At 58.4% G+C, this 15,630-nt stretch carries 10 protein-coding genes; 6 read left to right on the plus strand and 4 right to left on the minus strand.

The window, feature by feature from the left end:
* The 4 genes from AAAB16_RS13500 to AAAB16_RS13515 form a co-directional block, all read left to right on the plus strand.
* Positions 1–364: hypothetical protein (locus AAAB16_RS13500; protein WP_340663784.1), on the plus strand; the 364-nt coding region annotated here is incomplete at its 5' end.
* Between the two features lie 182 nt (positions 365–546).
* Positions 547–927, plus strand: a complete 381-nt coding sequence (locus tag AAAB16_RS13505; RefSeq protein WP_340663785.1) for a hypothetical protein — start codon at positions 547–549, stop codon at positions 925–927.
* A gap of 85 nt (positions 928–1,012) precedes the next feature.
* Positions 1,013–1,525 (plus strand): hypothetical protein, encoded by a 513-nt coding sequence (locus AAAB16_RS13510; RefSeq protein WP_340663786.1) that lies wholly within the window; start codon positions 1,013–1,015, stop codon positions 1,523–1,525.
* Between the two features lie 650 nt (positions 1,526–2,175).
* Positions 2,176–5,115 carry a calcium-binding protein gene (locus tag AAAB16_RS13515; RefSeq protein WP_340663787.1) on the plus strand — a complete coding sequence of 980 codons (2,940 nt, stop codon included), beginning with the start codon at positions 2,176–2,178 and terminating at the stop codon, positions 5,113–5,115.
* An 83-nt stretch (positions 5,116–5,198) separates the two neighbouring features.
* Here AAAB16_RS13515 and AAAB16_RS13520 read toward each other — a convergent pair whose 3' ends face one another.
* The 4 genes from AAAB16_RS13520 to ompR all read right to left on the minus strand — a co-directional run bounded on the left by AAAB16_RS13520 (position 5,199) and on the right by ompR (position 12,602).
* On the minus strand, positions 5,199–6,284 hold the full coding sequence (locus AAAB16_RS13520; RefSeq protein WP_340663788.1) for a HEAT repeat domain-containing protein: 1,086 nt from the start codon (positions 6,282–6,284) through the stop codon (positions 5,199–5,201).
* Positions 6,285–6,417: 133 nt separating this feature from the next.
* On the minus strand, positions 6,418–10,191 hold the full coding sequence (locus AAAB16_RS13525; protein WP_340663789.1) for an EAL domain-containing protein: 3,774 nt from the start codon (positions 10,189–10,191) through the stop codon (positions 6,418–6,420).
* A gap of 183 nt (positions 10,192–10,374) precedes the next feature.
* Positions 10,375–11,688 (minus strand): ATP-binding protein, encoded by a 1,314-nt coding sequence (locus tag AAAB16_RS13530; protein WP_340663790.1) that lies wholly within the window; start codon positions 11,686–11,688, stop codon positions 10,375–10,377.
* A 182-nt stretch (positions 11,689–11,870) separates the two neighbouring features.
* Positions 11,871–12,602, minus strand: a complete 732-nt coding sequence (ompR, locus tag AAAB16_RS13535) for a two-component system response regulator OmpR (RefSeq protein WP_110615738.1) — start codon at positions 12,600–12,602, stop codon at positions 11,871–11,873.
* A 162-nt stretch (positions 12,603–12,764) separates the two neighbouring features.
* On the opposite strand from ompR, the gene AAAB16_RS13540 reads away from it, so the two are divergent.
* Both AAAB16_RS13540 and AAAB16_RS13545 read left to right on the plus strand, forming a co-directional pair.
* Complete coding sequence (locus AAAB16_RS13540) at positions 12,765–15,089, plus strand: Tex family protein (RefSeq protein ID WP_340663791.1); 2,325 nt, start codon at positions 12,765–12,767, stop codon at positions 15,087–15,089.
* Positions 15,090–15,092: 3 nt separating this feature from the next.
* Positions 15,093–15,485, plus strand: a complete 393-nt coding sequence (locus tag AAAB16_RS13545; protein WP_340663792.1) for a PaaI family thioesterase — start codon at positions 15,093–15,095, stop codon at positions 15,483–15,485.
* The last annotated feature ends 145 nt before the right edge of the window (positions 15,486–15,630 follow it).

A 15,630-nucleotide genomic window follows, 5' to 3' on the forward strand; every position in this document is an offset into this window, starting at 1 on the left:
GAGGAAAAGACAGATCGGAGGAAGGCTAATGCTCGATATTTTGTTAGCAACAAAGAAAGTTTGGCGGCAGTTCGACTTCCCCTATTTTCATCTAGGGATCTTAGTGATCTATATCATCTCTATCCGCCTTTTCAAACAGACGAGAAAAACCACTTTGTTTGTTTGGTTCGCAAGCATGCCTACAACGATCTTTATCTATTTAATTTGGTGTTATAAATGCAACCTGGCAAGACTTAACTTATATGAACTAATAGTTTACGGCCTTGCACTCGCGCAACTGGGATGGGTGGCAGGGTTACTTTCTATAACTGGCGCAACTTTTAATTCAAAAACATTAAGGCTGACAGCATTTGCTGTATCATAAGCCTAGTTCGGCGAACACACATTATATATATTTTTGACCGCAATATCGAGCAACTCCGCCTAACCACTCCAATAAAAACTGCAGGAGACTTCGAATCCTCAACTCATAAGTAAGACATAAAAATATCGCCCTTTACAGACCAACAATCACCGACCACACAGAACCAACAAGGCGAATCCAACATGAAAAATCCCGTACATTTATGCCTACTCAATATAGCTCTACTGCTAATAACCCTACCCCAGAACAGTAGCGCAGAAGAGCGCTTAGATTACCCACTACTGAGCGTTGAGAAGTCACAGTTCCCCATTAGAATTAAAGACTTCGAATATTCAGCAAAGCTAAACGGCGTCACCATCAACATTCAGCACTGCGAAGACATTTACTATATGACAGCCGGTGAAAATTTTAGCTATGTAGCTAGCTGCTCTCTTATTCCAAAGCGTTCTCCTGTGATGCTTTGCAACGACCGCATGTCCGGCCATTTTGCGTTAACCGTTACGTTTGAAAATAGCCCAAAAGAAATGGAAGCATTTTTAAATCGTCACTGTACTGGCGGATAACTACGCACAAACTACTTCTTTCTTATATAACTCTTGCAATGTTACGCACAACAAGCTGTAGATTTTTTCGAATTGAGCCGTGCTAATGACCAATTATAGTGCTTACCTCACCTCGCTTCTTTGCTTTTTACTCTTCCCTGAATTGTCCGTAGCGGAAACTCGCGTAGAAAAATACACAAGGCTTTACGGATACGCCTCATCGACGGATATCTCTATTCCATGCCAGCTGGATAAGCGCCATACCATGGAAAGTTATTTAAACGATTCAATTGGAAAAAAAATCCACGAAAACCCATACCTTTTCGATGATAAACAACGCATAAACCTTCAGAAAATACCGCGCGACATGGCCTTAATCTACGAACAAGGAATTTATATCAATAGCAAACCAACCGATGAGTATTTTTTACCTGAAAAAAGTGAGGACTACCGGTCATTAGGGATCATCTGCCCTTACGGCAACTGTAAGTGGCTCATCAAAACGCTATGCACGGTAAAAAACCCTGCCGGTATAGAGATGCTGGTGTACCGCAGCCGCAGCGGAGAACTCACCTACGTACCAAAAGAAGACTTTGACCTCTTAGAAAAAGTTAAATAAGGGAGTTACCCATGAACGATATCGATCTTAAATCGTTTATAAAAAACGCTGTAAGCAGCTCCGAAACTGGTGCAACGAGCCCGTACGAATTAGTTAAAGCCGGAGGCAATAGCGGGTACTCATTCGGCGCACTTCAAAATGATATTAAAACCAACCCGGCCGCCGCACAAACATTCAAAAGCATTTTGGACGCTCAAGTTTCAAGTGGCGCCCTTGATCAGCAGCATGCCAACATCCTTTACAACGTGGTCTGGAACAACCAAAACTTAAATGCACTTCAAAGGGAATTAATAAATTCAGCTTTATCCGCGCAGCGAAACCTAGTCGACCAAGCAGACGCCGCCCAAGTCGAAATCGTCTTTAAACACGTCAACCAGGCGCTTGCTGCTGCAAGACAGAATCCAAACGGACCGGGGGAGCTAAACGAATCCTCACCGAACCTCGCATTTATTGCGGAACTAGCAATGTGGGCCAATCGAACCGGCAACCTGGTTGGCACCAGCGCCCATCTTAAGTCCGCCAACATTATCTCTTTAAGCAACTTTGACTCAACGTACCTGAGCACGAAAAAACAGTTTACTGAGCCCGGTGAAGACTTCACGCGATGGCAAGAGCGCGTTCAGGAAGCGACTTTGTCTGGACAACTCCGAATGACGCTGGAAAAAGCATTAAACAATAGTTCAGGCACACCTGGCTTTGATCCCTCCTTACTCAATTACGAGACTGAGGCACGCAGGCTTTATGACCAGCGTTTAATCAGTCAGGGTTATTACAATTCGTTTACCGATTGGTACTCAAAAACCCTGCTGAATAACTTATCTAAGCCTGGCGGCACAGGTGCCAACGGCGGTAATGAATTTAATTTTGGCTTGGATACCAGCGGCATCCGCTACAACCCCATCGGCGCCTTTTATGATTCGCGCGCGCTGACTGTTGATAACGCGGCATCCATTGCCGAGAGAACCTTCACCCTGCTCGACAGCAACCAACACGGTCTATCTGGCGAACAGCTGCACGCGCTGGTTGGCAATGCCGATGGCCAACTTTCCGGGGATGAGCTGGCGCCCCTCTGCGCTTGGACCGATGCCAATGAAAACGGCAAGGTGGAAGCCGGCGAGGTGAAGTCGCTGTTGCAACGCGGCATTGAGCGCATCAGGTCTATTGATTTCACATTTTTCACTCAAGGCGCGGGCCTATTTGCGAGGTTAGTGACGGCTACCGCTACGGCGCCAGAAGCCGCTGCTGTTTTGTCGGCCAGCGGCACTGAAACGCCCAAGTCACGTATTGCTGCTGCAACTGGCCGCTATGTGAGTGGCAACGCCGCCGACAACGATCTGTGGGGCAATGCCAGTGTCAACTTTATGTGGGGCCTGGCGGGTAATGATGACCTGCATGGCGAAGCAGGTAACGACCGTCTTTACGGCGAAGACGGCGCCGACCGTTTGTTCGGTGGCGAGGGCGCAGACCAGATGTCGGGGGGTAACGGTGCAGACATCTTGTTGGGCGAAGCCGGGGACGATGTGCTGTATGGCGACCAAGGCCGCGACATCTTGTTTGGCGGTGACGGCGCCGATCAGCTCTCGGGGGGCAACGATGACGATCAGTTGCTTGGCGAAACCGGCAATGATTGGCTGGCCGGCGAAGCGGGCAATGACACTCTGTGGGGCGGCGTTGGCGATGACACGCTAATCGGTTTTACCGCCAGCAATGACAGCAAGCAAACCTTGCTACCTGGCGAAACGGACGACGATACGTTGTATGGCGGTGCCGGGCGGGATCTTCTCGTCGGTGGATTGGGTAACGATCTGCTGTTTGGTGAGGACGACAATGACCGCCTATTTGGCCAGGTGGGCGATGACGTGCTGTATGGCGGCGATGGCGACGACACGTTGGTAGGCTTTATGGCCAATAACGAAGCCAAGAAAACGCTGGAAGCCGGCGACACCGATAATGACTGGCTGTATGGCGGCGCTGGCAGCGACAAGCTACTGGGCGGTGTCGGTAACGACTATCTGGACGGCGGTGCGGGCACCGATTACATGGAGGGCGGCCAGGGTGATGACACCTATGTGGTCAACAGCGTTAACGATGTGATTCTCGAACACCAGGGCGAAGGTTATGACCGGGTGATTAGCAGCACCAGCTACCTGCTGAATGCTCAGGTGGAGGAGCTGCAGTTGCTTGAGGGCCTGGATATCCATGGCACCGGCAATGCGTTGGATAACCTGCTGATCGGCAATAGCCGCAACAATATCCTTGATGGCGTCACGGGCGCGGACCGCATGCTGGGTGGCTCCGGAGACGACACCTACTACGTCGACAATATTGGCGACCAGACCGCGGAGCACGCTGGCGAAGGGGTCGATACGGTGCAGTCGAGCATCAGCCATACTTTGGCCGCCAACGTGGAAAACCTGACCCTTCTGGATTTCGCCATGGGCGAAAAAGGTGTGGTCGATGGGCAGGCCAGCCGGATCTATGGCTATCCCAAGGCCAATGAGCTGGATTACATGCAGGGCGATGCCGATCCGATTTACCAGGGCACCTGCGGGCTGACTTCGATTGCCAACCTGTTGACCCAAGCCAATCGCCCCGCCAGTGAGGGCGAGCTGTTGCAGCTGGCGCTCGACAATGAGTGGGTCGAGCGCGCGTATTACCCAAGCCAGGCCGGGGGTTCCGACGTGCTGGGTCAGCAACAGCTGCTTGAGCGCTATGGCATCCGCAACGACGTGATTGAGGGTTACAACGAAATAGGCACCGCCAATCTGCTGCGCAGTGGCCGTGGCGTGGTGCTGGCGGTAAACGCCGGAGCGCTGTGGGATGACACACGCTACACCGGCACCGGCGCGGTAAACCATATGGTCACCGTTACCGGCGTGGCGTACAGCGAAAGCAATGGCGAGTTGCTGGGCTTTTATATCGCCGATTCGGGCCGGCAAAAGGTCAGCGATATGACCCGTTTTGTCGGCATTGAACGGTTCCGCAAGGCCGCCGATGTGCGCAACGCCTATGCCATTTACACCCTGGAGCCGCTAAAGCTCTGGAACGAAGACATCAATGCCACCGGCAATGAGCTGGATAACGTATTGATCGGTAACCGCGGCGATAACGTCTTAGCCGGCGGAGCCGGTAATGATGTGCTCGAAGGCCAGGGCGGCAATGATGTACTGGATGGCGGCACGGGCGACGACATTCTTAACGGCGGCGAGGGCAACAACACCTACGTGTTTGGCCGCGGCTACGGCCACGACACCATCATCAGCCCCGAAGAACGCTGGGCTAACGCCAATCGCATCACTTTCCGTGACACGGTTGATGTCAAAGATCTGTGGTTTAGCCGCTCGGCCAATAACCTTGATGTGAGCATTAGCGGCACCGGCGACAAACTCACCGTTAACGACTGGTTTAGCGACCCGAGCAAACAAAAACTCACCTTTGAAACCCACGCCGGCGAGGCAATCGACGCGGCGCGGCTCAATCGTTTGATCGAAGCCATGGCCGCCTTTGCCCCGCCGAGTTCGGCCAGCAGCAGCCCGCCACTTAACTACCGCGCGGCGTTGGAGTCTGTAATAGCCGCCAGTTGGGGCTGACCCGCAGGTTTGCCAGTCCGCGTACAAGCACTCCCGCAGTCGCCAAGACGCGGACCGGCATGCCGTTGGCAAGCAATGAGGCGTTACTCGTAGTACACCGTCCCCAGTCGAATCTGCCGCTGCGATGCTGCCGGCAAGCTGTCGCTTTCATCCCACTCGACAATCACTTCGGTCAACGCCGCCGCCACATCCCCCGGCACCCGCTTAGGCAAATGCGCCAACAGCATCTCCAACTCATGCACCTCGCACAGCTGTTGCAACGCCAGCACCGCCTGTTGCCTTACTGGCTCTTCTGGGTCGGCAAGGCGTTGGGTAAGCAATGGAATACAGAGCTCAGCCGGGTAAAAACTTAATGCCCACACCAAGCGCCGCCGTACGTAAGCACTTGCTTCGCGCTTCAAGCACTCACGTAAAGGGTCATAACCACGGGGGGCAGCACTGGCGGCGAGGGCCAGTGCCGCTTGGGCCCGGACGTCTTCATCGGCATGCTGCAAGCACTCCATTAGCCGCTCAACAGCCTCAGGCAGCGCAACCACTTGCAGGGCGATACACGCCTGCACCTGCGCAGAAACAGCCGTGCCATTTAGCGCGGCAAGCAGTGCGGGAATATCCGGCGGCTCGACTGGTTCGGGCTCCCAGGTAAATGAAGACGGCGCCCGCCGCTCGGCAAAATCCTCAAGCACCCCGGCCGCATAGTCGCGAACGTTTTCGTCCGGATCGTTCTGCTGCAAAAGCGTTATTGCCGCAATGGCTTCTGTGGCATTCAACGAGCCCAAACCGATCACCGCTTCCAGGCGCACTGCGGCGGCCTCATCCGACAGTGCCTTGAGCAATACGGGAATGGCCTCGGCGCTGGAGTAGCGCAGCGCATTGCAGGCCTGCTCGCGCACAAACGGCGAAGGGTCACTGGCAGCGGCCAGATAGAGTGGCAATTGGTCGTCGGCGATCTCGCTCACATAGGCCAACGCCCAACCACGCACCTGGTCGTTAGGGTCTTGGCAGGCGGCCAGCAGGGGCTGACGAAAACGCTCATCACGCCGCTCCCCCAACTCCCGCACCGCCCGCTCGCGCCGCTCAGGGTCGGCATCACCCAGTTGCCGCAGCCACATGGCGGCCTCGGCGTTATAGCGGCGGGTTTGCAGCAGAGAACGCAGCCGGTCAAAAACCATAAAGCACTCAATTGGGTTGTCGGGTGTGCTGTGCGCGCCATTGCGTTCGCCGGGGAACCGCCTGGGTGCGCACAGCACACCCTACGAGGCCACTCGGGCCGCCCCACTTTTAGCGCTAAGCCAAAACGGTGACTTACCGTGGCTGCTGCAGCCAGTTTAAAAAGTTGTTTTCGCTTAACGGCGGGCTGAAGTAGAAACCCTGGCCCAAGGCGCAGTCCAGGCCGCGCAGGCTATCGTATTGGGCCCCGGTTTCAATACCCTCGGCGACACATTCCAGGCCCAAGTTACGGGCGATCATCAGGATGGTTTCCACCAGCATCAGGCCGCTGGCATCGTCGGGCAGGTCGCGGACGAAGCTGCGGTCGACTTTCAGCCGGTCCAGCGGCAAACGTTTGAGGTAGGTAAGCGAGGAGTAGCCGGTGCCAAAGTCGTCGATGGCAAAACGTACGCCCAGGGCTTTGAGCGCTTGCATGGCGGCGATGCATTGGTCGACGTCTTCAAGCAGTACGCCTTCGGTGATTTCCAACTCCAGCACGCTGGCCGGCAGGTCATAGCGTTTCAGGCAATCGGCCACCCGTTGCACCACGTCAAACTGACGCAGTTCGTGGGGGCTGAGGTTGACTGCTAGCACCAGCTCGGGCCAGCGCGTGTGCCAACGCGCCAGGGCGGCGCACGCTTCGTCGAGCACCCAGGCGCCGATATCGAGGATCAGCCCGGTTTCTTCGGCCAGCGGAATAAATTGTGTCGGTGGAATTTCACCGCGTTCGGGGTGGGTCCAGCGCAGCAGCACCTCGGCACCGACTACTTGGCCAGTGAGCAGATCCAGCTGCGGTTGAAAGGCCAGGTGCAGTTGGTCGCGGGCAATGGCTTGGCGCAGTTCTCCTTGCAGTTGCAGGCGCTGGTCGATAGCCGCCTGCATGGCCGGCGCGAAAAAGTGCAGCGCGTTACGGCCGCCCCGTTTGGCCCGGTACATGGCGGTGTCGGCTTGTTTAAGCACATCGGCGGCGCCCTGCTCGCCCACCGGGTGCAGGGCGATGCCGATGCTGGCGCTGATGGAGAGTTCGTGGCCGTCGATGTGGTAGCTGCCGAGCAGGCTTTGCAGCAGCTTTTCGCCAACATCCGCGGCGTGTTCGCCGGCCACGTCGGGGTTGTCGCCGATGCTTTCCAGCAGCACCACAAACTCGTCGCCGCCCAGCCGGGCCAGGGTGTCTTCGGCCCGCAGGCAGCCGGCCAAGCGGGTGGTGACTTCACGCAGCAAGGCATCGCCGACCGGGTGGCCGAGGCTGTCGTTAACGGTTTTAAAGTGGTCGAGGTCGATAAACAGCAAGGCGCCAAAAGAGCTGTCACGTACTTCGCGGGTCATGGCGTGTTGCAGGCGGTCGAGCAGCAGGCGGCGGTTGGGCAGGCCGGTGAGTTCGTCGCTGTAGGCCAGGCGTTCGATTTCCCGCTGGTAGCGCTGGCGTTCGGAAATATCAGTGACGCTGGCGCGAATCAGTTTTTGCTCGCCGGGCATGCGCACCAGGCGCACTTCGCAGGGCAACTGGCGGCCGGCGCTATCGCGGTGTAGCCATTCAAATACCGGGGCGGCGCCTTCCAGGGCAGCGGTGGTGTAGCCCATACCGGCTTGGGCAGAAACACGCCCATCAGCCTGGCGCACGGGGCTCAGCTCCACCGGGCGACGGCCCAGCAGCTCTTCACGGCGCATTTTGAATAGACGCTCGGCGTTTTCATTAACATCGACCAAGCCGCCCTCTTCGGTGAACAGCAAGATGGCTTCCGGCGCATGTTCCACCAAGGTGCGGTAGCGCGCCTCGGCTTCGTAACGGGCGGTGATGTCTTCAATTAGCGCCAGGCAGGCTTCCAGCCGACCCTGGGCGTCGCGCACCGCACGCAAGCTCAGGCGGGTGTAGATAACGCTGCCGTCGGCGCGCAGAAAGCGTTTGTCCAGCTCGTAATCGTCACGCTCACCGAGCGCCACGCTCTCAAACAACGGCTGCTCGGTCAGCAGATCGTCGGCATGGGTGATTTGCGCCCAGCCGCTGCTGCGCAGGTAATCGCGGCCACGGCCAAGTATCTGGCAGAGCTTGCTGTTGACCTCCAGCCACATGCCCTGCGGGCTGATCATGGCCATACCGATCAGGGGCGCCTCGAAAAACAAGCGCAGCCACTCATCACGCTCACGCAGTTGTTGTTCGGTGTGTTTGCGCGCGGAGATGTCCTGAATGGCGCCGTAGATGCGGATGACGTTGCCGTCGTCCATCTCGGCAAGCCCCATCACCCGCAGAAAGCGCGAGTTGCCACGGGCGGTGATCAGGCGCACTTCCACATCAAAGGGGCGGCCGTCGCTCATGGTTTCGGTGAGGGTACGCTGGGCGGTGGCCTGGCCCTCTTTGTCGAGATAACCGATGGCCTGGTTAAAGTCCGGCGTGGCGCCGGAGGGGTCCAGCTCATAGAGGCGAAAGCAGCCTTCGCTCCAGTACATATCTAGGCCTGGCACTTCCAGCACCCAGCCGCCGATATCGGCAATCGCCTCGGTTTGTGTAAGCAGATGGGTTTGGCGCAGCAGCTCTTCGCGGCGTGAGGCGACTTCCGCGGCCATACGCTCGCGGGAGGTGACGTCGTTTTGCAGGGCAATGTAGTGGCTGATGCCACGGTCATCGCGCAGTGGCGACAGGGTGATTTCATTCCAGAACGGCGTGCCGTTTTTACGGTAATTGCGCACCACCACTTGGGCGCCATCACCACGCTGCAAGGCAGCGCGCAACAGATGCAGCTCGCTCTGGTTACGGTCATCGCTTTGCAGAAAGCGGCAGTTTTGCCCCAGCACTTCGGCGCGGCTGTAGCCGGTGATGCGTTCAAACATCGGGTTGCAGTAAATCAGCGGCAAGTCAGGCTGGCGTGCATCGGCAATGGAAATGCCCAGCGGGCTGGCTTCCAGGGCCAGGTTGGCCAAGGCCAGTTGCTGTTGCATATGCGCGCTGCGGCTGAGGGACAGGCGTAAATCACTGAGGCTACGGCCAATCAACAAGGTGGCGACCATCAACAGCAACACGCTCAGGTGCAGTTCGTTAAGCGGCGAACCGAGCACCACCGCAGCTCCCTGACTGGCCTGCAGCAACGGTATGGCCAGCACCACCAGGCTGCTCAGCACCGCGCCGCAGAGTGCGCCAGGGTAGCCCCAGAGCATGGCCAGGCTAAGCATGACCACGCCGAGAATGGGCAAGGTCAGTTGTACCGGCAACATATTGAGGAGCAGCGGCAGGCCAGCCAGCAAACCCACCAGCAGCCACCACGGTGGCAAGCGCCGCAGGGGTTCGGCTAGCTCCTCGACGCGACTATCTGGCTGGCCGGCAGCCGGCGCCACCCAGCCGCGACGGCGCAGGCAAATGGTCAGGTAGCTGAGCATCGGTGTGGCAATTACCAGGGTGCTAAAGCTGTCGGCCAGCCACATATTCAGGCTATCGAGCGCCCATTCAGACGTGGGCGGGTGCCCGGTCAAAAACAGCGCGCTCTGCACCAACAGCGCCAGCACCGAGACGGGCACCAGCAAGCCGAGGAGCAGGTAGCGAATCAGATGGCTGAGGTCAGGTAGCGCGATATCGAACTGGCGGCACCGCAGTAACCACCAACCGGCAGCAGTGCCCAAGGTTTCTGGAAGGCCGAACAATGGCCCCCACTGCCAATCCAGCCCCCACAACGGCGCGCTGACGGCGGCGTTGATATAGATGGCCAGCAGCACCCGTGGCCCCCACCAATAGGTAAACACCAGGCCTAAGGCAAACGGCAGATACCAGAGCGCCATGCCCACGGTGAATTGCGTGGACAGCGAACACCAGGTCGCTAAATGCAACAACGGTAGCGGCAGCCACCACGTCCACTTCGGGGGATGTTGGAAGACAGCGGGCATGCGGACCTCGGGACAAGACGCCGGCTTAGCATAGAACAGCGTTGCGTCTTCTGTGCCGGTGTTTTGCCAGTATTCGAAATCCCTGGATCCCCGCCGTCGCGGGGATGACGTAGGTGTCTTTGATTACACCGTCTTCCCCGCGTAGGCGGGCATCCAGCTTATCGCCGCAGCCACCTATCTGACCTACACCGCATCCCTCGGCAGCAACAGCCCCAACGGCAAACACACCCGTGCTTCCAGCCCGCCGCCGGAGCGGTTGCGCAGTTCTACGCTGCCGCCATGTTGGGCCGCGATACGTTTGACGATGGCCAAGCCCAGCCCCGTGCCTTTGCCGCCACGGGCACGATCACCGCGGATAAAGGGGTTGAAGATATCGTCCAACTCGGCCGGGTTAATGCCGTGGCCACGGTCGAGCACGCTGAGCACCACATACGGCGCATTGCTGTCGCCGGATACATACGCCGCCACTTCCACGGCATCGCCGCCATGGTGCAGGGCGTTTTCGATCAGGTTGTTGAGCAGGCGTTTCATCGACACCCGGCGCAGCGGAAACGGCGGCACCGGCTCCAGGCACATGCGCACGTTTTCCCGGTCGTGGTTAAACGGTGCCACGGCGTCGGCCACCAGATCGGCCAGGTCGACTTCTTCCAAACGCTCATCACGACCATCGCGGATAAAGGCGAGGAACTGGTCAAGAATGGCGTCCATGTCTTCGATATCACGGACCATATCGTCGACCAGCTCGGTGTCGCTATTAAGCAGCTCAAGCCCCAAACGCAAACGGGTCAGCGGTGTGCGCAGGTCGTGAGAAACGCCCGCGAGCATTAATTCACGCTCGCGAGCGGCCTGCTCCAAACCGTCAGCCATCTGGTTGAAGGCGCTGTACACCTCGGTCATTTCGCTCGGTGTGTCGCTGATTGGCAGCCGCACGCTGCGGCCCTGGCCCAACTGCCGGGTCGCCGAAACCAAGCGCTTCAACGGCTGATTAAGCTGACGCACAAAGATCCACGCGGCGGCCGTGGACAGCACGCCAATGGCCAGAAACCACCCCAGCACGCCCCAGATTTTCTGCCCGCGCAACGGGTGCGGGTACAGCGGCACCTCAACCCAGCCATCACCCAACGCCGGCGCACGCACCCATAACGCTGACGGTTGGTGAATGCGTAAACGCACTTCGGTATCCGGCCCCAGCTCCATACGCATTTGCCGCTGGAAGATGCCGGTGTACGGCCAATGCTGTTCGCCTGGCGGCTCTTCAGCATCGGAGGTCCAGCGCAGGCCGGCGGCCTTTTCGATCACCGCGCGCTTGTCTTCATCCGTTGCCCAATAGGCGCGCAGGGTCAACGCCGCACCGTGGCTGTACTGGCGGTCGACCAAAACGTCCTCGTTCATCATCAGATAAACCAGGGTCAGGGCTTTGGAAAACAACACCACCACCAGCACCAGCCAGAGCGTGCGAGCGAAGAAACTTTGTGGGAACCAGACGGGGGTTTTCATGGGGGACTGCGGGTTCCGGATGGGACGGAGACTGAAGGTCTTACACCGTCATTCCCGCGAAGGCAGGAATGACGGTGTGGTGATAGCCGAGTAAACGATGTCACCTGCGCGATTCTGGATCCCCGCCTGCGCGGGGATGACGGAGTGGCTGGTTAAATCGTCGTCACCTCGAAACGGACGGGCTACTTATTGCCGTCCGGCACAAACACGTAGCCCACGCCCCATACGGTCTGGATATAACGCGGCTTGGACGGGTCCGGTTCGATCAAGCGGCGCAGGCGAGAAATCTGCACGTCGATGGAACGCTCCAGCGCATCCCACTCACGGCCACGGGCCAGGTTCATCAGCTTGTCGCGGGTCAGCGGCTCGCGGGCGTGTTGCACCAACGCCTTGAGCACGGCGAACTCGCCGGTGGTGAGCATATGCACTTCTTCGCCGCGCTTGAGTTCGCGGGTGGCTAAGAACAGCTCGTAATCGCCAAAGGTCACGGTTTCGTCTTCGCTGCCCGGTGCGCCGGGAACAGCAACCACCTGGCGACGCAGCACAGCTTTGATCCGCGCCAGCAGTTCACGTGGGTTAAACGGTTTGGCCAGATAGTCATCAGCGCCCTGCTCGAGGCCCTGAATGCGGCTGCTTTCGTCGCCTTTGGCGGTGAGCATAATGATCGGCATCTGGTTGTTGGCTTCGCGCAGACGTTTGCACGCCGACAGGCCGTCTTCGCCCGGCAGCATCAAGTCCAGTACCAACAGTTGGAAGAGTTCACGCGACAGCAGACGGTCCATCTGCTCAACGTTTTCCACCGCCCGAACGCGGTAGCCTTGCTCTTCAAGAAAACGTTCCAGCAGGCGTCGTAGACCGGGATCGTCATCGACGATAAGAATTTTTTCGCCTTCAAGCGGTGCCGTGGTGCTCATAGATGCTCCTTTAAATCGTCGCGCATTATGGCGCAGGCCTTGTGTCGGGCGTGCGCAGCATTCGTTAGCAGATTTTTCCCGGCCCCTCAGAAACCACCCTGCGTATAATGCCGGCCTTCAAGTTTTTGTGTCAGCACGTCTTAGTTAAGTGGATCTTTATTTATGAGTAGCAACGTCGCCAGCATCAACAACCGTATTGCCGAAGAACTGGGTGTGCGCCCGCAGCAAGTCGCCGCTGCCGTCGCCCTGCTGGATGAAGGCTCCACCGTGCCCTTCATCGCGCGCTACCGTAAAGAAGTCACCGGCAGCCTGGATGACACCCAACTGCGCAACCTCGAAGAGCGCCTGCGCTACCTGCGCGAGCTGGACGAGCGCCGTGCCAGCATCCTCGCCAGCATTGAAGAACAAGGCAAGCTCACCCCTGAGCTGACCCGCGAAATCAACCTCGCCGACACCAAAACCCGTCTTGAAGACCTTTATCTGCCCTATAAGCAGAAACGCCGCACCAAGGGCCAGATCGCCCTGGAAGCCGGTATTGGCGAATTGGCCGACGGCCTGTTTAACGACCCAACCCTGACCCCGGAAACCGAAGCCGCGCGTTTTATCGACGCGGAAAAAGGCTTTGCCGACGTCAAGGCCGTGCTCGAAGGCGCCAAGTACATCCTTATGGAACGCTTCGCCGAAGACGCCAAGCTGCTGGATAAACTGCGCAGTTTCCTTAAGCACGAAGCCATTCTTAGCGCTCGTGTGATCGCCGGCAAGGAAGAAGAAGGCGCGAAATTCCGCGACTACTTCGAACACGACGAGCCGCTGAAAAGCATGCCGTCGCACCGTGCCCTGGCGATTTTCCGTGGCCGCAACGAAGGCATTCTCAGCTCGTCACTGAAGGTGGGTGACGAAACCCCCGGTAGCCTGCACCCGTGCGAAGGCATGATCGGCGAGCACTTCGGGGTGAAAAACGAAAACCGCCCGGCCGATAAATGGCTCGGCGAAGTGGTGCGCTGGACCTGGAAGGTCAAGCTCTACACCCACTTGGAAACCGACCTGCTTGGCGAGCTGCGCGACGGCGCCGAAACCGAGGCGATCAACGTTTTCGCCCATAACCTGCACGACCTCTTGCTGGCCGCACCGGCCGGCCCGCGCGCCACCCTGGGCCTCGACCCGGGCCTGCGCACCGGTTGCAAAATTGCTGTGGTCGATGCCACCGGCAAGCTCTTGGAATACGCCACCGTGTACCCGCACGTGCCGCAAAAGCAGTGGGACCAGACCTTGGCGATTCTTGGCGCGTTGTGCATCAAACACCGCGTCGACCTGATCTCCATCGGCAACGGCACCGCCAGCCGCGAAAGCGACAAGTTGGCCGCCGAGCTGATCAAAAAGCTGCCGGAATTGAAGATGACCAAAATCATGGTCAGCGAAGCCGGTGCCTCGGTGTATTCCGCATCGGAACTGGCGGCGAAAGAATTTCCCGATCTGGACGTGTCGATTCGAGGCGCGGTGTCGATTGCCCGTCGCCTGCAAGACCCGCTGGCCGAGCTGGTGAAAATCGACCCGAAATCCATCGGTGTGGGCCAGTACCAGCACGACGTGTCGCAGCTGAAACTGGCGCGCAGCCTGGATGCGGTGGTGGAAGACTGCGTAAACGCCGTGGGCGTGGACGTGAACACGGCTTCGGTGCCGTTGCTGGCGCGCATTTCCGGCCTGAACACTACGCTGGCGCAAAATATCGTTAACCACCGCGATGCCCATGGCGCATTTAAAACCCGCGATGCGCTGAAAAAAGTGCCGCGTTTGGGCGAGAAAACCTTTGAACAGGCCGCCGGTTTCTTGCGCGTTATGAATGGCGACAACCCGCTGGACGCCTCTGCCGTGCACCCGGAAACCTACCCGCTGGTGGAGCGCATTGCCGCTGACACCGGCCGCGACTTGCGCTCGCTGATCGGCGATGCCGGTTTCCTCAAGCGCCTGGACCCGAAGAAATTTACCGATGAAACCTTCGGCCTGGTCACCGTCAGCGACATTCTCGCCGAGCTGGAAAAACCGGGCCGCGACCCGCGGCCGGAGTTCAAGACCGCTGAATTCCAGGACGGTGTGGAAACCCTGCAAGACCTGCAACTGGGCATGGTGCTCGAAGGCGTGGTGACCAACGTCACCAACTTCGGCGCCTTCGTCGATATCGGCGTGCACCAGGACGGCTTGGTGCATATCTCGGCGCTGTCGGAGAAATTCGTCAAAGACCCGCGTGAAGCGGTGAAGGCCGGCGATGTGGTGAAGGTTAAGGTCATGGAAGTCGACATTCCGCGTAACCGTATCGCCCTGTCGATGCGCATGGGCGATACCCCGGGCGAGAAAATCGACGGCCCGCGCGGTGGCGGCAACAAAGGCGGCGGCAAGCCACGGCCGCAAGCGCAGCCGGTGCAAGAGAAAGCGCCAAGCAATAACGCCATGGCGGCGCTGTTCGCCAACGCCAAAACCTTACGGAAATAAGCCATGACCCGCCCAGCAGACGAGCCAGAAATCGGTAGCAAAAGCGCCTTCGCCAACCTGCTGGGCCTGCATATTCTCAAGGCCGACGGCGGCGAGGCAGTTATTCGCCTGAGCATGCACGACGGCCTGCGCAACCTGCACGGCAAGCTGCATGGCGGCGCGTTGTTTTCCCTGATTGACACGGCCATGGGCCAAGCCAGCCACAGCGTGGTAGGCGGCCCGGGCACGGTGACCCTGGAGAGCAAAATCAACTACATCCGCCCCGTGGATGACGGCGATATTCTGTGCCGCGCCTGGGTAGTGCATGCCGGTCGGCGCACCCAGGTGATCGAAGCCGAAGTGCACCAGGACGACAAACTGGTGGCCAAGGCGCAGGCGACCTTCGCCTGCCTGTAACCGTCCCACCCTATAAAGCCTGATATCTGTAGCGTGAGTTCCGCTTGCGCTGCAGGTAATCTGTTGCTCATCAGTAAAACAAGGCGACCACGCCAGTTTCCTTTGTCACCCCTTGTAGACCGTTTGAGCCACCCCCATATAGGGG

Origin of the sequence: Pseudomonas sp. (genome assembly GCF_037994325.1) — a bacterium.
GTDB lineage: Bacteria > Pseudomonadota > Gammaproteobacteria > Pseudomonadales > Pseudomonadaceae > Aquipseudomonas.